At 72.1% G+C, this 17,790-nt stretch carries 17 protein-coding genes; 10 read left to right on the top strand and 7 right to left on the bottom strand.

The genetic code is table 11. From position 1 onward, the window contains the following. Positions 1-76: 76 nt before the first annotated feature. Complete coding sequence (locus FOF52_RS03395) at positions 77-1,045, bottom strand: zinc-binding dehydrogenase (RefSeq protein ID WP_248592379.1); 969 nt, start codon at positions 1,043-1,045, stop codon at positions 77-79. A 145-nt stretch (positions 1,046-1,190) separates the two neighbouring features. Continuing rightward, complete coding sequence (locus tag FOF52_RS03390) at positions 1,191-1,382, bottom strand: ferredoxin (RefSeq protein ID WP_248592378.1); 192 nt, start codon at positions 1,380-1,382, stop codon at positions 1,191-1,193. Between the two features lie 179 nt (positions 1,383-1,561). Here FOF52_RS03390 and FOF52_RS03385 point away from each other — a divergent pair, with 179 nt between their 5' ends. The 6 genes from FOF52_RS03385 to FOF52_RS03360 all read left to right on the top strand — a co-directional run bounded on the left by FOF52_RS03385 (position 1,562) and on the right by FOF52_RS03360 (position 8,982). After that, positions 1,562-2,812 carry a cytochrome P450 gene (locus tag FOF52_RS03385; RefSeq protein ID WP_248592377.1) on the top strand — a complete coding sequence of 417 codons (1,251 nt, stop codon included), beginning with the start codon at positions 1,562-1,564 and terminating at the stop codon, positions 2,810-2,812. Positions 2,813-2,857: 45 nt separating this feature from the next. Beyond that, a complete protein-coding gene (locus FOF52_RS03380) occupies positions 2,858-4,048 on the top strand; it encodes an NAD(P)/FAD-dependent oxidoreductase (RefSeq protein WP_248592376.1) in 1,191 nt (396 codons plus the stop codon). 125 nt (positions 4,049-4,173) lie between these two features. After that, on the top strand, positions 4,174-5,139 hold the full coding sequence (locus tag FOF52_RS03375) for an MSMEG_6728 family protein (protein ID WP_248592375.1): 966 nt from the start codon (positions 4,174-4,176) through the stop codon (positions 5,137-5,139). Positions 5,140-5,251: 112 nt separating this feature from the next. After that, entirely contained in the window at positions 5,252-5,809 is a 558-nt protein-coding gene (locus FOF52_RS03370; RefSeq protein WP_248592374.1) for a hypothetical protein, read from the top strand. A gap of 183 nt (positions 5,810-5,992) precedes the next feature. Further along, complete coding sequence (locus tag FOF52_RS03365; RefSeq protein ID WP_248592373.1) at positions 5,993-7,696, top strand: SpoIIE family protein phosphatase; 1,704 nt, start codon at positions 5,993-5,995, stop codon at positions 7,694-7,696. Positions 7,697-7,902: 206 nt separating this feature from the next. Further along, a complete protein-coding gene (locus FOF52_RS03360) occupies positions 7,903-8,982 on the top strand; it encodes a Zn-dependent alcohol dehydrogenase (RefSeq protein ID WP_248592372.1) in 1,080 nt (359 codons plus the stop codon). A gap of 1,147 nt (positions 8,983-10,129) precedes the next feature. On the opposite strand, the gene FOF52_RS03355 is transcribed toward FOF52_RS03360, so the two are convergent. Then, positions 10,130-10,603, bottom strand: coding sequence for an SRPBCC family protein (locus FOF52_RS03355; RefSeq protein ID WP_248592371.1), 474 nt, complete (start codon positions 10,601-10,603; stop codon positions 10,130-10,132). Positions 10,604-10,932: 329 nt separating this feature from the next. Here FOF52_RS03355 and FOF52_RS03350 point away from each other — a divergent pair, with 329 nt between their 5' ends. Both FOF52_RS03350 and FOF52_RS03345 read left to right on the top strand, forming a co-directional pair. Further along, entirely contained in the window at positions 10,933-11,328 is a 396-nt protein-coding gene (locus FOF52_RS03350) for a hypothetical protein (protein ID WP_248592370.1), read from the top strand. 20 nt (positions 11,329-11,348) lie between these two features. After that, positions 11,349-12,266, top strand: coding sequence for an alpha/beta fold hydrolase (locus FOF52_RS03345; RefSeq protein ID WP_248592369.1), 918 nt, complete (start codon positions 11,349-11,351; stop codon positions 12,264-12,266). 82 nt (positions 12,267-12,348) lie between these two features. Here the strand turns inward: FOF52_RS03345 and FOF52_RS03340 are convergent, their stop codons facing one another. Further along, the gene (locus FOF52_RS03340) at positions 12,349-12,759 is read right to left on the bottom strand and encodes a DnaJ family domain-containing protein (protein ID WP_248592368.1); all 411 of its coding nucleotides are present in this window, start codon (positions 12,757-12,759) and stop codon (positions 12,349-12,351) included. A gap of 342 nt (positions 12,760-13,101) precedes the next feature. Between FOF52_RS03340 and FOF52_RS03335 the strand changes: the two genes are divergently transcribed. Continuing rightward, positions 13,102-13,770, top strand: a complete 669-nt coding sequence (locus FOF52_RS03335) for a lytic polysaccharide monooxygenase auxiliary activity family 9 protein (RefSeq protein WP_248592367.1) — start codon at positions 13,102-13,104, stop codon at positions 13,768-13,770. 107 nt (positions 13,771-13,877) lie between these two features. On the opposite strand, the gene FOF52_RS03330 is transcribed toward FOF52_RS03335, so the two are convergent. The 3 genes from FOF52_RS03330 to FOF52_RS03320 form a co-directional block, all read right to left on the bottom strand. After that, positions 13,878-14,549, bottom strand: coding sequence for a DsbA family oxidoreductase (locus tag FOF52_RS03330; protein ID WP_248592366.1), 672 nt, complete (start codon positions 14,547-14,549; stop codon positions 13,878-13,880). Next, complete coding sequence (locus FOF52_RS03325) at positions 14,546-14,695, bottom strand: hypothetical protein (RefSeq protein WP_248592365.1); 150 nt, start codon at positions 14,693-14,695, stop codon at positions 14,546-14,548. Before FOF52_RS03325 ends, FOF52_RS03330 begins: the two co-directional genes overlap by 4 nt. Positions 14,696-14,862: 167 nt before the next feature. After that, entirely contained in the window at positions 14,863-15,738 is an 876-nt protein-coding gene (locus FOF52_RS03320) for an AraC family transcriptional regulator (RefSeq protein WP_248592364.1), read from the bottom strand. Positions 15,739-16,379: 641 nt separating this feature from the next. On the opposite strand from FOF52_RS03320, the gene FOF52_RS03315 reads away from it, so the two are divergent. After that, positions 16,380-17,642, top strand: a complete 1,263-nt coding sequence (locus FOF52_RS03315) for an SNIPE associated domain-containing protein (protein WP_248592363.1) — start codon at positions 16,380-16,382, stop codon at positions 17,640-17,642. Positions 17,643-17,790: the final 148 nt, after the last annotated feature.

Raw genomic sequence — 17,790 nt, 5'->3', positions numbered from 1 at the left:
CACCCGTGACATCCCTCGGGGGCTGCGCCCCGAGGGGCTCAGGCCCGAAAACCGGGCGCCGGCGCGGCCCCGGCCCTCACCGGGTGAAGACGATCTTGCCGAACAGCTCCCCCGCGATCATGGCCGCGAAACCGTCGCGCGCCCGCTCCAGCGGCATCGTGTCGTGGATGACCGGACGCACTCCGGTGATGTCGAGGAAGTTCACCAGCTGGTCGAGTTCGCGGCGGGTGCCCATGGTGGAGCCCTGCACGCGCATCTGCTGGAAGAAGATCCGCGTCAGTTCGGCGTTGTCGGGGTTGGCGCCCGAGGTCGTCCCCGCGATGACCACGGTGCCTCCGGGACGCAGCGACTTGACCGAGTGCGACCAGGTGGCCCTGCCGACGGTCTCCATGACGGCGTCCACCCGCGCCGGAAGACGCTCGCCGGGCTCGAAGGTCTCGTGCGCGCCCAGTTCCAGGGCGCGTTCGCGTTTGGCGCTGTCGCGGCTGGTGGCGAAGACCCGCAGTCCCGCCGCGCGGCCCAGGGCGATCAGCGCGGTGGCCACACCGCCGCCCGCACCCTGCACCAGCACGCTGTCCCCCGGCTTCAGCCCGGCCTGGGTGAACAGCATCCGGTAGGCGGTCAGCCACGCGGTCGGCAGGCAGGCGGCCTCCTCGAAGGACAGCGACTTCGGTTTGGGGACGAGGTTGCGCCGGGGCACGGCCACCTTCTCGGCCAGGGTCCCCTGGTGGCGTTCGCTGAGCAGGGAGCGCTTCGGGTCGAGGGTCTCGTCGCCGACCCAGTCGGGGCTGCTGACGACGGCGTGGACGACCACCTCGTTGCCGTCCTCGTCGTACCCGGCGGCATCGCAGCCGAGGATCATCGGCAGCTGCTCCTCGCGCAGGCCCACCCCGCGCAGCGACCAGACGTCGTGGTGGTTGAGGGAGGCGGCCCGGACCGTGACCACCGCCCAGCCCGCGGCGGGTTCGGGGTCGGGGCGCTCCCCCAGGCGCAGCGCGGACAGCGGGTCATCGGGCGAGAAGCTCTCGGCGTAGACGGCGAACATCCACTTTCCCCTCGGCGTCGTGGGCGATCGGTCTGCCGGAGTATAGATCCCGCCCCTTCTCGGAGCTGCTGCGACCACCGGGACCGGGCCGTGTGCCGGGGCCCCGCCTCTCCAGGGGGAGACGCGGCCCCGCGCCCGGTTCGCCTCACTCGACGGTGATGGCCCGCTCCGGGCAGACGTCCGCGCCCTCCCTGGCCGCGGCCTCCAACTCCGGGCCCACCTCGTCGTGGAGCACGTAGGCGTGCCCGTCCTCCTCGCGCGGCGCGAACACGTCGGGCGCGGTCATGTAGCACACACCGTGCCCCTGGCACTGCTTTCCGTCGACTCGGACGCGCATGTTGCCCTCCTCGGGACCAGAGACCCCTTACTCCCTGGCCATCTTGACATTGATGCTTTTGAGTATAACGATTATCACCAGGACCGCAATGAAAATCACACAGCATCCGAGCACTGGTCACAGACCATAACCACACAGGTCACAACGGACTTCCGCGCACGACAGGAAGGGCACACAGCATGAGCAACCCCACGCGCTGCCCGGTGATCAACTTCGACCACCACTCACCGGAGCACGCCAGCGACCCGGTGGCCTCGTACCGCGCCCTGCGGCAGTCCCACAAGCGAGGCTGGACCGAGGCGCACGGCGGCTACTGGGTGCTGTCGGACTACCAGAGCGTGTTCGACGCGGCCCGTGACGACGAGCTGTTCTCCTCCACCCGCGAGGCCGCCGGCACCGACGGCCTGGCCATCGTCATCCCCCCGACCCCGATGTACCACCACATCCCCATCGAGGTCGACCCGCCGGAGTTCCGCAAGTACCGCAAGATCGTCAACCAGGTCACCGCGCCCTCCGCGGTGGACCGGATGAAGGAGATGGTGGAGCGCTACACCACCGCCTTCGTCGACAGCGTCATCGAGACGGGCGAGTGCGACTTCACCACGATCATCGGCGTGCCCGCGATCGTCACCATCGACTGGCTGGGCCTGCCCGTGAAGGACTGGAAGCGCTACGCCGACGCCCACCGCGCCACCCTGGCCGAGCCCCAGGGCAGCGAGGCGTTCCGCCACGCCGTCGAGGTGGAACTGCCCGCCCTGTCCCAGCAGATGTGGGACACCATCCGGGCCCGGCGCGAGCAGCCCACCGACGACGTGATCAGCTTCCTGGTCTCCCAGGAGATCGACGGCCGCCCGATCACCGACGAGGAGGTCTTCGCCATGGTCGACCTGCTCGTCTCCGGCGGCACCGGCACCACGGCCTCGCTGGTGAGCCAGGCCCTGGTCTGGCTGGCCAAGAACCCCGACGTCCGCCAGGAGCTCATCGACGACCTCAGCCTGCTCGACCGCGCGGTGGAGGAGTTCCTCCGCGTCTTCTCCCCCACCCAGGCCCTGGCCCGGACCGTCACCCGCGACGTGGAGTTCCACGGCTGCCCGATGAAGAAGGGCGACCGGGTCCTGCTGTCGTGGGCCTCGGCCAACCGCGACGAGGAGCAGTTCGAGAACCCCGACACCATCGACATCAAGCGGTGGCCCAACCGCCACGTCGCCTTCGGCATCGGCGTCCACCGGTGCGCGGGCTCCCACCTCGGCCGCCTGATGGCCAAGCGGCTGCTGCAGGAGATCCTCACCCGCATGCCCGACTACACGATCGACTTCGACTCCCTGCAGCACTTCCACGACCAGGGCACCAACGTGGGCTTCCGCAGCATCCCCGCGAAGTTCACCCCCGGCGAGCGGGTGCTGCCCCCGTCCGAAGCCGTCATCGGCTGACCCCGCCGGCGGGAGGCGTCCACGACCATGGAACGATCCACGACCATGGAACGAATCGTCATCGCGGGCGGCGGGCTGGCCGCCGCCCGCACGTGCGAGCAGCTCCGCTCCCGGGGGTACGAGGGGGAGCTGGTCATGCTCTGCGCCGAGCCGCACCGGCCCTACGACCGGCCGCCGCTGTCGAAGGCCGCGCTCACCGAGGAGGAGCACGACTCCACCTTCCCCACCGACTACGCGGAGCTGTCGGTGGACCTGCGCCTCGGTGTCGCCGCCACCGCGCTGGACCCCGCGTCCCGCACCGTGCGGACCACCGGGGGCGACGTGACCTACGACGCGCTCGTCATCGCCACCGGCGCCTCCCCCGTCCGGCTGCCCGGACCGGGCCGCCAGTTCACGGTGCGCACCGTGGAGGACGCGGCCCGGCTCAGGGCCGAGCTGAAGCCCGGCCAGCGGGTGGTCCTGGTGGGGGCCAGCTGGATCAGCGCCGAGGTCGCCACCGCGGCGCTGCGCCGGGGCTGCTCGGTGACCTGCGTCGAGGCGGGGCCGGCGCCGCTCTCCGCCGCCCTGGGGGCGAAGGTGGGCGAGCGTTTCCTGCCCTGGTGGTCGCAGGTCGACCTGCGGCTCGGCACGGGAGTCGCGGAGGTCACCGAGACCGGCGTGCGGCTGACCGACGGCGACCACGTGGACGCCGACGTGGTCGTGGCCGGCGTCGGGGTCCGCCCCGACACCGGCTGGCTGGCCGGCTCCGGGATCGAACTGGACCGGGGCGTGGTGGTGGACGAACACCTGCGCACCTCGCTGCCGGGGGTCCTCGCCCTCGGCGACGTGGCGGTGCGCTGGTCGCCGCGGTGGAACGCCCGGGTGCACGTCGAGCACTGGGACGACGCGCGGGAGGCGGCGCGGACCGTCGCGGGTGTCCTCCTGCACGACCCGTCCGAAGGGACGCCGCTGCCCGTGCACGACCCGGTCCCCTACTTCTGGAGCGACCAGTTCGGCCACAAGATCCAGTACGTGGGGCACCACGGCCCCGACGACACCCTGGTCGTCCGCGGCGACGGCGGTGCGCGGTGGGCCGCGGCGTGGCTGGCCCCCGACGGTCGGCTCACCGCCCACCTGAGCATCGACTCGCCCCGGCAGATGATCGACGCGCGGATGGCCATCGAGGCGGGGGCGCGCCCCGACGAGGCCGTGCTGCGCGACCCCGAGGCGAAACTCGCACCGCCCCGCAGGAAGTAGCCCTGCGGCGGAGGCCCGCCTGCCGTCCCCGGCTCCGCGGCCGCGGAGCCGGGGACGGCGTGTTCGGCGGCACCGGCGTTCCGGAACGCCGGTGCGTCCGCACCCGGCCGGGTAGGGGGTCGGGCATGCAGACCTTCCTGCCGCTTCCCACCTTCGCGGCCTGCGCCGCGGTCCTGGACGACCGCCGGCTGGGCAAGCAGCGCGTGGAGACCCTGCAGATCCTGCGCGCGCTGGTGTGGCCCGCCTACGGCTGGCAGCGGCACCCGGCCGTGGCCATGTGGCGCGGGTTCGTCCCGGCGCTGGTGGCCTACGGGGTGGCGGTCTGCGCCGAGTGGCGCCGGCGGGGCCGCTCCGACGCCACGCTGCCCGCCCTGCTGGAGTTCACCGGGGGGCGCGTCCCCCGGGAGGGGGACCTGTTCGCCCGCGACCTGCTGCCGCCGTGGCTGGGCGACGCGGCCCTGCACCGGTCGCACCGCTCGGCCCTGCTCCGCAAGGATCCCGGGTACTACCGGCCGCTCTTCGGCGACCTTCCCGACCACCTGCCCTACGTGTGGCCGCCGCCGGTCTTCCCCCGCTGGCCGCTGCGCCGCACCGGACACGACCCGCTGCCGCTCGACGCGGCCCTGGAGCTGCTGGACTGGGCGGACCCGCCGCCGGAGCAGGTGGCGGCGGTGCGGCGGCTCGCCGCCGGGGCCGACGCCGCCGTGCACGTGCCCGATCCGCACGGCCATCCCGCGGTGGCGCTGCTGGCCGGGCTGTGCACGCCCGGGGTGACGCTGTGGCTGGTGCCCGGGCAGCCCCCGCCCGAGCCTCCGCCGCACGATCCCGCCGCGGAGGCCGACTTCACCCGGGCGGTGGGCCGCATCAGCCGCTCCGTGGCCCGCCGGCCCGGTCCGGCGGAGACCGCGGCGACCCTGGAGGAGGCCGTCGCCGAACCGGAGTTCCACTTCCGCCGGGTGCCTCCCCCGGGAAAGGCCGCGGCGGCGCCCGCGGGGACCGGACTCGTCGTGGTCTCCGGGGCCGACCTGGCCGCCCCCGAAGGGGCCGCGCCGGTGCTGCGCCTGCTCCCCGCCCCGCCGGCGCCGTCCTGACCGGGGCTTCCCGCTCTCCCCGAGCGAAAGCCGACACGGCGGCTAAGACTGCGCCAAGCGGACACGATGTGTAACCATACACTCACCAAGCGACGTGACATTGGGGGGAGTCATGCGTCGTTTCACCAAGATCGCTCTGACCGGAGCGCTGACCGGCGCTCTGGTGGCCGCGGGCATGTCCGGAGCCGCGGCCGAAATCGACCATCAACCGGTGATCCTGCCCGACTGCGCGGTGACCTTCGTGCCCGACGGCGGGGACCTCGGGGACGCCGAGTGCCTGCAGCCGGCCCGGGAGACCGCCAGCGCGTCCAGCGGCCGGGACTGCCGGGACGGGAGGGACGGGCGGCACCGGGGCTGCCGGGACGGCCACGGCCACGACGACCACGTCTCCTACGTGGTCGTGACCGAGCACGGCCCGTGGGGCTCCCGCGCCGAACGCGAGGGCTGGCACCTCTACTTCGTCGAGCCCGGCCTCTACTACGTCCCGCGCCGGTTCAACGACCAGGCCAGCGCGTGGGCGTCCTACGGGTTCTGCGGCCACTTCCACGTCCACGCCCCGGGCACCCAGCCGGCGGCGTTCTTCCCGAAGAACCGGGCGGGCAACTTCCCGTACGGCAGGGTCGGCAACGACGAACTGTCCGGAGTGAGCGTCTACGACCACTGCGGCTAGCGGTCCGGCCGCGGGGCGGGTGCGCGCACAGCGCTTCCCGCCTCCGCGGCCGCCGAGGTTACGGCGCGCCGGCGGGGGCAGATGAGCAGCGTTGGGGAACAGTCGCACCCGCGCGGAGAGTTCCTTATGGCGCACCGGACAGAACACCGCCGACACCCCAACGGGTCCGCTGTCGCGGACCCGTTGCTGCTCCAGAAGGCCCTGACCGGACTGGACGTCGGCGTGTACGTGACCGACGAGCAGGAACGGATCGTCGCGGTCAACCCGCACGCGGAGGAACTGCTGGCCCGGTCCGCAGCGTTCCTCGTCGGCCGCAACGCCCACGACCTGCTGCACCGGGGAGCGGGCGGCACCCCGCTGCCGCGCGCCCAGTGCCAGTTGATGAAGGTCTTCCGCAGGGGGCGGGGCAGCCACGGCGGCAGCAAGTGGTTCATGCGCGGCGACGGGACGCTGCTGCCGGTGGTCTGGCTGGTCACCCCGTACGAACTGGCCGACGGGTCGACCGGGGTGGCGGTGCTGTTCCACGAACGCGCCGCGGAGCAGTCCGAGGCGCTCGGCGCGGTGGAGTCCGGCGACCACGTGGCGGCGTTGGCGGCCCTGGCCGACAGCCTGTCCCTGATCTCCGCGACCACCACGGTGCTGACCTCCAGCCTGGAGATGGCCGAGGCGCTGCGCCGACTGGTCCGGCTGGTCCTGCCGCGCCTGGCCGACTGGGCCGTGGTGGACCTGGTGGACGAGGACGGCGATCTGCAACGGGTCGCCGTGACGCACTACCGGGACGGACAGCACGTGCGGGTCGAGGAGTTGGAGGGACCGCTGCCGGCGGTTCCCCCGGACTCCGTGATGCCGCTGTCGCGGGTGCTGATGGGAGCGCCCGTGACCCGGCTCAGCTCCAGGGACTACACCGATCCCCTGGACTCGGACATGGCGGTGGTGCAGCGGAGGCTGTTCGAGGCGACGGGGATGCGCTCGGCGATCGCCGCGCCGCTGCGCGGCCGGGGCGGTGAGGTGCTGGGAGTGCTGACCCTGGGACGTTCCGGGCAGCGCCGCGACTTCGACTCCACCGAGATCACGCTGGTCGACGACATCGCCCACCAGGCGGGGCTGGCGCTCGACTACGAGCAGCAGCGCCGGGTGGCCGAGGCGATGCAGCGCTACCTGCTGCCGCAGCTCCCCCGGGTCCCGGGGGTGGACCTGGAGGCGCGCTACCATCCCGCGCCGCAGTCCTCCCGGGTCGGCGGCGACTGGTACGACGCGTTCGTGCTGCCCGACGGCACGCTCACCCTGGTGCTGGGCGACGTGATGGGGCACGACCTGCGCTCGGCGGCCCGCATGGCCGAGGTCCGCAGCATGCTGCGCGCGTTCGCCTGGGACCGCGAGTCGTCTCCCGCCGAGATCGTCTCCCGGCTCGACCGGGCGCTGGCCACCATCGGCATCCCCACCATGGCCACCCTGGTGTTCGCCCGGCTCGTCCGGACGGCGGCCGGTTCCTGGACGTTGAGCTGGACCAACGCGGGGCATCCGCCGCCGCTGCTGCTGACCCCCGACGGCGGTGCCCGCTTCCTCGACCACGGCAGCGACCTCCTGGTGGGCCCCGACCCCCTCACCGACCGGCACACCGCCGGCGTCGCGCTGGAGCCGTCGTCCACGGTGGTGCTCTACACCGACGGCCTCGTCGAGTCCGCCACGCACTCCATCGACGCGGGTCTGGCCGCGCTGCGCCGCCACGCCGTCGACCTGGTGCGCGGCCCGCTCACGGACCTGTGCCGGGGCCTCATCGAACGCGTCCGCCCCTCCGACAACGACGACGACGTGGCTCTGCTGGCCCTGCGTGTCGCCGACGGCCGGACCTCGACGGCCTCGGGGGAGGACGCCGGTCCGCGCTGACCGGTCCGCCGTCCCGGCGACCGGGTCGTGCGCCCCGGCGCACCGCCCACGGCCTCCGCCCTGCGTCCGGTGCCCCGGCCGGAGCCTCCTGCCGGGGCGTCCGCGCCGCTTCCCCGGGCCCCTACCCCTGGGCAACCATCTATGAAATTAATAATAAGCAATATATTGTTATCTGCGTCTCACAGTCGAGCCCAGGGGAGGCGTTGATGAAAGCTGCCGTCCTGCACGAGTTCCACAAGGATCTGGTGATCGAGGACGTCACTGTCTCGGAGCCCGCTCCCGACGAGGTCCTCGTCCGGGTCGTCGCCTCCGGCGTCTGCCACACGGACCGGACCATGCAACTGGGGGCCAACGACCTTCCCCTGCCGCTCATCCTCGGCCACGAGGCCGCCGGGATCGTGGAGCGCGTGGGAAGCGCCGTCACCTACGTCAAACCCGGCGACCCCGTCGCGACCTGCGCCTCCGCCTTCTGCGGCAGCTGCCGCTGGTGCATGCGCGGCGAACTGCAGCACTGCGAGCGCAAGCGGCGCTCCCGCGAGCCCGGCCGGCCGCCCCGGCTCTCCCAGGGCGACACGCCCGTCGAGCCGTTCGTCGGCCTCGGCGGGTTCGCCGAGCAGCTCCTCGTGCACGAGAGCGCCGTGGTGAAACTGCCCGAGGAGATGCCCCTGGACCGTGCCGCGCTGCTGGGCTGCTCGGTCATCACCGGCGTGGGCGCGGTCCGCAACGCCGCGAAGGTCCAGGTCGGCCAGACCGTGGCGGTCATCGGCTGCGGCGGTGTCGGCCTCAACGTGGTGCAGGGGGCCCGCATCGCCGGAGCCGCGCAGATCATCGCGGTCGACCGGATCCCCGACAAGCTCGCCCTCGCCCGGCAGTTCGGCGCCACCCACACCGTCGATGCCGGCACCACCGACCCGGTGGAGGCCGTGCGGGAGCTGACCGGCGGCGGTGTGGACCACGCCATCGAGGTGGTCGGCATCGCCGCGACCATGGAGCAGGCGTTCCAGATGCTCGACACCCAGGGCACCGCCACCGTCGTGGGCGTGGCCCGCCCCGACGTGCAGGTCCGCGTCCCGGCCACCGACCTGCTGCTGGAGAAGCGCCTCCAGGGCTCCAAGATGGGGTCGTCCCGGTTCCGGATCGACATCCCCCTCTACTGCCGGCTCTACCTGGACGGCCGCCTGAAGCTCGACGAACTCCTCAGCGCCAGGGTCCCCCTCACCGAGGTCAACCGCGCCCTCGCCGACCTCGACAACCCCCTCGGCGCACGCACCGTCCTCACCTTCTGAGCCTCCCAGCCGCCGATGCCCCCCGCCGTCTCTCCCGCGGGGTGTTCCGGTTCTCCTCCGTACCGCATCCGGTCAACGGCATCGGCCCCGGGGCGCCCCCGCGGGGGCGCCCCGGTTTCCCCCCGACCGCACGCGGGTAGCGGCGGACGGCACGGGAGGAGGTCCGCACAGGGCGGCACGGACCGAACCGTTCGTCGCGGCCTCGGGCCGGTGGACGGACGAGGACGGCGTGCGGCTGCCCGCGGGTGAGGCGCGCGCCTGTTGGCCGGGGCAGAACCAGACGCTGTGCGGGCTGGCACTGCACCGCTCCCGGCTGTGGCGCTTCCCCCACGTGCCGTGGCCGGACGTGTTCCCCGAGTCCGGAGGCGCGGCGGACGAGGTCCGCCGCCTCCGCCCGAAGTGCCGCGCAGCCGCGGGCGGGAAACGCTCCGCGCGTCGTGGACACGGCTGGACCAGGACGTTCCCCCGCCCCTGACCCCGCGTCCGCCGCCTGCTGGGAGAGAGGGTGTCCGTGCTGCGCGACCGGGCCGCCTCCCCGGTGCGGCCGTGGGCGCCCGCACCGCCCGAGGGGAGGCGGGAGTACCGGCGCGAACGCCTGCGACTGGTGGCCAAGGCCCCTGGCCACCGTGGTGGCCTGGGTGGTCGCCGGGTACGCGCTGGGGCACGCCGCCCCGTCCCTCGCGCCCGCTGGCCGCGCTGCTGGGCGTCCACCCCACCATCGCGCTGTCGGTTCGGGAGGGCCCTCCGGTTTTCTGCTCGGCGGGCTCCCGGCGGTCCCCGTCGGCGCGCTCCTCGGCCCCACCACGCCGGGCATCGCCGTGGTGGTCGCGCTCTCACCGCTGCTGTCGAGCTGGCGGCGGATCCTGGGCGGCCAGAGTCCGCAGGTGTCCTCCACCGCGCTGTTCGCCCTCCTGTTCGGCGGCACCGACCTGGCGTCCCACGTGCTGCCCCGCCTCGCCGACGTCGGTGTCGGGGGGTGGGACCGGGGGCAGTGCCCTGCTGTTTCCCCCACCCACCTGGGACGGGCGCACCGCGTCCTGCCGACGCTGCGCTCCGACGCGGCCGCCGCGGCACAGGCCCTCGCCGACGGCTTCGCCGATCCGGCGGAGGACCTGTCCCGGAGGAGCGGTCCACGGCCGGGGTCCGTTCAGGACTTCTCCACGAGCGCGGCGAGGCGGTCCATGCTCTCGCGGGCCCCCTCCTCCATGCCCGACTCGGTCATGGCGTCGCGGTCGGCCACCGACTGGAAGACGGAGGTGGCCACGTACCGGGTCTTCGCGCCCTCGGCCTCCTCCAGGACGGCGGTCTCCAGCGAGACGTGGCCGGGCATCCCCTCGTACTCGAAGGTCTGCACCATCCGCTCGGGCGCCGCGACGTCGTGGAAGATCCCCCGGAACGCGTACTCGTCGCCCTGGTCGCCCTGGTGGATCATCCGCCAGGAGCCCCCGGGCCGCGCGTCCAGGTGCTCCACCACGGTCCGGTACTCCTTCGGCCCCCACCACTGCGCCAGGAGGTCGGGGTCGGTGAGCGCCCGGAACACCGCGTCGCGGGGCGCGTCGAAAACACGCGTCATGACGATGTCCTGGTGGCCCGGTTCGATGACGATCTCGGTCTCACCCATCGGTCTCTCCTCACTTCCCGCCGCTGGGTTCGCGGGGTCTCCCGGTCGCAACGGCCACTCCGGGTCGTCCGGCCACCCGGAGGGCGCCGGGTCCCCTGCTCCTCACGCCGGGGCCGCGGAGCACCGGGAGGCCCCGCCATCCCCCTTCCCGCGGCTCCCGGGGCAGTCCGCCCGCACCGCAAAAAGAGTCCAAAAAATCAGTTGATCCTTTGCCACAAATGGCAATTCTCCACGTTTTTCGGCTTCAGCGCAGAACACCTGAGACGTAGACTCGGCCCCATAAAGACCCGCAAAAGCCGCTACTCCTGGACAGCATGGAGGCAACCGCCATGACCATGACGACCAGCAAGGAATCCGCTGTTGCGGAATTTCGTCGACTCAGCGATTCCGACCCGGAAATCCAGGCGCACGGGAAATATTTCTCCTGTTCGTTTCTGTGGGACATGGAGGAGAAGAAGTTCCTCATCCGGATGCACCGGGGCAAGGTCGAGGACCTGATCGTCGACCCCGAACCGCTGGAGGCCTACGACTTCGCCATCCGGGCCAGCGCCGACACCTGGCGGGAGTTCGGCCGACCGACGCCCGCCCCGATGTTCCACGGCATCTGGGCCGCCACCTTCCAACGCGACATGCGCCTGGAGGGCGACCTCCTGGTGCTCATGCAGAACCTGCGCTGCGTGACCCGGCAGATCGAACTGCTGCGCACCACCGGCCCGCTGGTCTGACCCCGGAAAGGACACTCCCGATGACCACACCGATACAAGTCTCCCCGGTGACCGGCCACTACGTCACCATCGAGGTCGAGGGGACGCAGTACCGCGTCTTCTACCTGGAGAACGGCAGCGGCCAGCCGCTGGTCTGCCAGCACACCGCCGGCTGCCACAACCACCAGTGGATGGGGCTGCTGGAGGACCCGGAGATCACCGAGAACCACCGGGTGATCGCCTACGACCTGGCCCGGCACGGCAAGTCCGACCCGCCGATGAACGCGGAGTGGTGGAAGGAGGAGTACCGGCTCACCGCCGACCACTACGTCGCGTTCGTCGTGGCCTTCTGCGACGCCCTCGGCCTGGAGGACCCGATCTTCATGGGCTCCTCCTTCGGCGGCAACGTCGCCCTGCAACTGGCGCTGCGCCACCCCGACCGGTTCAAGGCGGTCATCCCGGTGGAGGCGGCCGACTACTCGCCCGGCTTCTTCCTCGACTGGTGGCAGCACCCGCACGCCAACGCCGCACAGGTGTGCGCGAGCGGCGTGTGGGACCTGATGGCGCCCCAGTCGCCGGAGCACGACCGCTGGCGCACGTGGTTCTACTACTCGCAGGGCTCCGAGGCGTTCCGCGGCGACCTGTACTTCTACTCGGTCGACCACGACCTGCGGGGCCGCTGCGGGGAGATCGACACCTCGCGCTGCCCGGTGGTCATGCTGACCGGCGAGTACGACTACCTGACTCCGCCCGAGGCCGGCCGGCGCACCGCCGAGCAGATCCCGGGGGCCGAGTTCATCGAGATGACGGAGATCGGGCACTTCCCGATGAGCGAGAACTACCCGAGGTTCGCCGGCTACCTGAAGCAGGCGCTCGACCTCATCGAACGCCGTCTGGGGTCGGAGGAGGCGGCCGCACCCCGCCCCAGGACCCCGGGCGAACCCGTCAGCGGCAGGTGACCGGCCCTTCGGGCCGCTTCCGGCCGCCCGGTCCGCCGGGCGGGGCCGCTCCCTCCGGGGCCGCGTCCCGCCCGCCGGCCGTTCAGCGCCGTCCGTCCTCCCGCTTCTCCCGCCACCGGCGGACGACCTCGTCCGCGTCGTAGGGCACGAGGGTGAGCGGGGGCCCGGGGATCGGGCGCAGCATCAGCGCGCGGATCTGGCCGTTGAGGTCCGCCACGATGCGGCGCACCTCGGTCTCGGAGCGCGCCCGCATCGCCTCGGCCATCGCCCGCTCGGCCTCCTTGCGCAGGGCGAGCGCGGGCGGCAGTGCGGAGACGCCCTCCCGCTCCAGCTTCCGCCTGACCCACCACATCTCGTCGTAGGGCCGGTCGATGTCGGGGATCGGCTTGCCCAGGCCGGGCAGGTCGTCGAACTCGCCCCGTTCGACCGCCTCGCGGATCTGCCGGTCCACCCACGACTCGAACGGCTCTCCGGACGGCCTGCGCTCGGTCACGGCTTCCCCTCTCCCTCCGGGCCGGGCGGACGACTCCCCCTCCAGCCTACGTTCGGCCGTGCGGCGCGGACCGGTCCGCGCCAGCAGCGTCGGGGCGCTCGCGCGGCCCCGCCCCGCCTTCCCATACACTCCGTCGACTTTCCCGCGAACACCAGGGCGTTTTGTACATATTTTTTCCTTTTATCACTACACAGCGAACAGGTGGAACAACGGATTGACCAGGACAGATCCCCTTATTTTGGTCACTGTCTGTTTTTGATCAATATCTCTGGGTAACATGCCCTTAGCGTGGGAACGCTCCCACGCCCGGAACCCCCACATCCGGAATTTGGAGATCAGACAATGCATCGTCATGTTCACGCCGGGACCTCCCGGTGGACCGTGCGCGCTCTGGCCGTGCTGTTCGCGGCCCTGCTGGGCCTGACCCAGTGGACCGCCCCCGCGGCCGCCCACGGGTCGGTCATCAACCCGGCGACGCGCAACTACGGCTGCTGGCTGCGGTGGGGCAACGACCACCTCAACCCCAACATGCAGCACGAAGACCCCATGTGCTGGCAGGCCTGGCAGGACAACCCCAACGCCATGTGGAACTGGAACGGCCTGTACCGCGACAACGTGGGCGGCAACCACCGGGCCGCGCTGCCCGACGGGCAGCTGTGCAGCGGCGGTCTGGCCGAGGGCGGCCGCTACCGCTCCATGGACGCCGTGGGCCCGTGGAAGACCACCGACATCAACAACACCTTCACGATCCACCTGTACGACCAGGCCAGCCACGGTGCGGACTACTTCGAGGTCTACGTCACCAAGCAGGGCTTCGACCCGACCACCCAGCCGCTGACCTGGGGCAGCCTGGACCTGGTCCACCGGACCGGCAGCTACGCGCCCAGCCAGAACATCCAGTTCACGGTCAACGCGCCCAACCGCAGCGGCCGCCACGTGGTCTTCACCATCTGGAAGGCCTCGCACATGGACCAGACCTACTACCTGTGCAGTGACGTGAACTTCGTCTGATCCACCCGTTCGGACCGACACGTCACGGGCCCCGCCGGAAGCCACACCGGCGGGGCCGCCGCGTCCTCCGCCACGGCGTCCTTCCCGGCACGCGCGGCGGCCGGAGTTCAGGCCGCGGACTCGCGCGCGTGCTCGTGGGCGGCGCGCAGCGCCGACAGGAACGTCCCCACGGGCTGGGCCCCGGAGACCGCGAAGGCGCGGTTGAGCACGAAAAACGGCACCCCGCTGACGCCCAGCGCACGCGCCTCGGCGAGGTCGGCCCGGACGTCCCGGACGTAGTCGTTGCCCAGGACGACCCGGCGGGTCTCCTGCTCGGGCAGTCCGATCTCCACCCCCAGCCGGACCAGGGTGTCGACGTCGTCGAGGACCTGCGCCTCGACGAGCTGGGCGCGCAGCAGCCGCTCGTGGGCCGCGTCCCCCAGGCCGTGCGCCCGGGCCAGGTGGGTCAGGCGGTGGGCGTCGACCGTGTTGACCATCGTGGCGCGGTCGAGGTCGTAGGCCAGGCCCTCCTGCGCGGCCAGTTCGGTGATCTCCGCGTTCATCCGGCGGGCCTGCTCGACCGAGCCGCCGATCTTCTCCGCCAGCATCTCGGGCACCGGCTGGCGGACTCCCACGGGAAAGGTCGGGTCGAGCTGGAAGCTGCGCCAGACCACCTCGACCTCGGCGGCGTGCTCGAACTGCTCCAGGGCGCTCTCCAGGCGGCGCTTGCCGATGTAGCACCACGGGCAGACGATGTCCGACCAGACCTCGACCGTCACGGTCCGGTCCGGGGCGTTCACCGGCACACCCCGTCGGTGCACGCGGGGGCGTCGGAGTCGCCGAGCACGACCAGTCCGGGCGCTGCCGTGAGCGGGGCGGCCTCGGCGCCGTGCTGCGGGTCCGGCTGTGCGGAGGGCGGCGCCTCCGCGGGGTGCGGCGTGTCCATGGGGGTCCTCACCTACCTGATCTGGGGAACAAACCCGACCATAACGGGTCAAGCTTCCAGATCAACGCCCACGGCCGCCGTGGTCTTCCCACCGGCTGCCGCCCGCACACTGCCGCCTTCCGCCGTCGCGGTCCCGCGACGGGACCGCGACGGCGCACACCGCACCGTCAGTCCGCGGTCCGCTCCACCGGGATCCACAGCTGGGCCTCGGCGTGCGCACCGTCCTGCGACAGGACGGTGCGCAGGATCTCCGGGCCCGGCACGCTCCGGTACGGGTTGGACGGGAACCACTGGGTGAACACGTCCCGCCACAGGTACTGGATGGCGTGCGGCGCCTCGCCGGAGGCCTCGAACACCGCCCATGTGCCTGCCGCGACCGGCAGGACCTCCATGTCCTCGGGCGCCTCCGCGCCGGTCACCACACCGTGGTAGTAGTCCAGCTCGGTGCCCTCCGGCGCGTCCACCCGGTGGCCGGCGAAGTTGTGGACGGCCGCGACGATCCCGCGCGGCTCCTGGTCGGACAGCTCCGCCAGGCGCCGCAGCGTCGCGGTGCCGATGCCCCGCACGAACTCGACGATCGCCGGGTTCTGCCCCTCGTACACCAGGGGCACCCGGGCCCTCTTCCCGACGACGCGGAAGGCGTCCTTCTCCACGATCCGGTACCGCATGTCACCGCTCCCTTCGACGACGAGGCGGAAGGACATCCGGGGCTGGGAGCGCAGCTCCGCGCCGGTGCGGCGGGCCTCGCCGGGGCCCACGCCGTGCATGGCGCGGAACGCCCTCGCGAACGCCTCACCCGAGCCGTAGCCGTAGCGCACCGCGATGTCGAGCAGGGTGTGCTTCCCCGCGAGCACCTCGGCCCCGGCGACGGTGAGCCGCCTGCGCCGGACGTACTCCGACAACGGCATCCCCGCCAGCGCGGAGAACAGCCGCCGCAGGTGGTACTCGGAGGTGGCGGCGATCCGCGCCAGCTCGGCCCCGTCGATCCGCTGGTCGAGGTTGCGCTCGATGTGCTCCATGACCTGGTTGAGCCGGTCCAGCATCCCGGGTCTCCTTCCCGTACGGCACCCACGTTAGGAAGGGGCGCCCCCGCCGCACCCGACCTTCGGTGCCCGATCCGGTCGGGTGGGCGGCCCCGTCCGGCGGTACCGGCCCCCGCACCGACCGGGGATCTGCTCGACGAGGACCGCCGCATCCCTGCGGAGGAATTCCCCAATATCGATGAATTCCGGGAGAAACCCCTGGACCGGAGCGACCAGCGCATAAGTTACCGAACGACGCGACCGCCCCACGACGAGGAGGCGTCCGTCCGAGAAACCTCGCGCGGGGGACTTCGCCCCCCGCGCAGCCCACCGGGTCCCTCCCTGCTCCAGGAGTCGTCATCTACCGTTACAACCCGCCCCCGAACTGGCCCGTTCCACCCGACGGGTGGACTCCTCCACCGGGCTGGCGTCCTGATCCCTCCTGGGGGCCGCCGCCTCCGGGATGGCAGTTCTGGCTCCCCGCCGGCTCCCCGCAGCCCTCCCCCGCCACCGCCGTCCCGGCCCCGCCGGGCTCCGCTCATCCGCAGCCCTCGACCTCCCCGGTCGGCTCCCCGGCCACCGCGTCCCCCACGGTCCAGCGGGTCGACACCACCATCGGCCTGTTCGGGGTCCGCGGCAAGGCGAAGGAACTCGCCCACGAGGTGAACCGGCTCTCCGCGGAGAACACGGAACTGCGTGCCTCCCTGGAGCGGCTCGGAGCGCTCGACGTTCCCGAACTGGAACGTCTCAAACAGCGGTTGCGGGAGGAGATCACCGCCGAACGCGCGAACCGGGAGGCCGAACGGCAGCGGATGCGGACCGAGCACGAGGCTCGGCTCGCACAGGCCGCCGCCGAACTCGACGCGGTCGCCGAGCGGCTCGCCGCACTCCGGCAGCAGGTGGTCCTCACCGAGGACCTGCTGGTCCTCCAGGAAGCGGGGGTCTACGAGTACACCCACCCGCTCGACGACTCGGTCGCCCACAAGACCGCCCTCACCTCCCTCAAAGAGCAGATCCGGGCGATGGCCCGCAAGAACGGCGGCGCGGTGGAGGCCACGACCTCGTTCACGATGAACGGCTCGCTGGCACAGGGCAGGAAGATGGTGGGCGAGTTCTCCACCCTCCTGTTGCGCGCCTACAACAACGAAGCCGACAACCTGGTGCGCGGAATGAAGCCGTACAGGCTCGCCGCGGCCAAGGACCGGCTGGAGAAGTCCCGCGCGACGATCGAGAAGCTCGGACGGTCCATGGACATCCGGATCTCGGCCCGCTACCACGCGCTCCGTGTGAAGGAACTGGAACTGACCGCCGACCACCTCGCCAAGGTCGCCGAGGAGAGGGAATGCGAGCGCGCGGAGAAGGCCCGCCTCCGGGAGGAACGCCGGGCCCAGGCCGAGCTCGAACGAGAGCGGGCGCGGCTGGACAAGGAGCGTCAACACTACGAGAACGCCCTGGCGGCGCTGCGCGCCAAGGGGGACGACGAGGGAGCCTCCCGTCTGGCGGTCCGGCTGGACGAGATCTCCCGGGCCATCGACAACGTCGACGACCGGGCCGCGAACGCCCGGGCCGGATACGTGTACGTGATCTCCAACATCGGTTCCTTCGGCGAAGGCGTGGTCAAGATCGGCATGACCCGGCGGCTGGACCCGATGGACCGGGTCCGTGAACTCGGTGACGCCTCGGTCCCGTTCACCTTCGACGTGCACGCCCTGCACTTCTCCGAGGACGCCGTCGGAGTCGAGGCGGAACTGCACCGCCGGTTGGCGGACCGTCGGGTCAACCGGGTCAACCAGCGGCGTGAGTTCTTCCACGCCACCCCGGCGGAGGTGCGGACGCTGCTCTCCGAGGTCGCCGGAGACCTGCTGGAGTACACCGAGGTGCCCGAAGCCGCGGAGTACCGGCAAAGCCGCGCCGGGAGCGCGTGACCCCGGCGGCCCGTTCTCCCGGGACTCCCGACGCCGCTGCGGCGCTCCGGTGCCTGCTCCCCCTCTCACCGCACCGGTCCCGCGTTGTGGAGTACCGACGGAGGAGGCCTGCCTTTGACTGCGCGTTCAGGGACTCGACTCCGCCGTG

Source organism: Thermobifida alba (assembly GCF_023208015.1).
In the GTDB taxonomy this organism is placed as follows: domain Bacteria; phylum Actinomycetota; class Actinomycetes; order Streptosporangiales; family Streptosporangiaceae; genus Thermobifida; species Thermobifida alba.
Note: the sequence above shows the minus strand (reverse complement) of the source record. Positions and strands in the feature narration are given on the sequence as shown.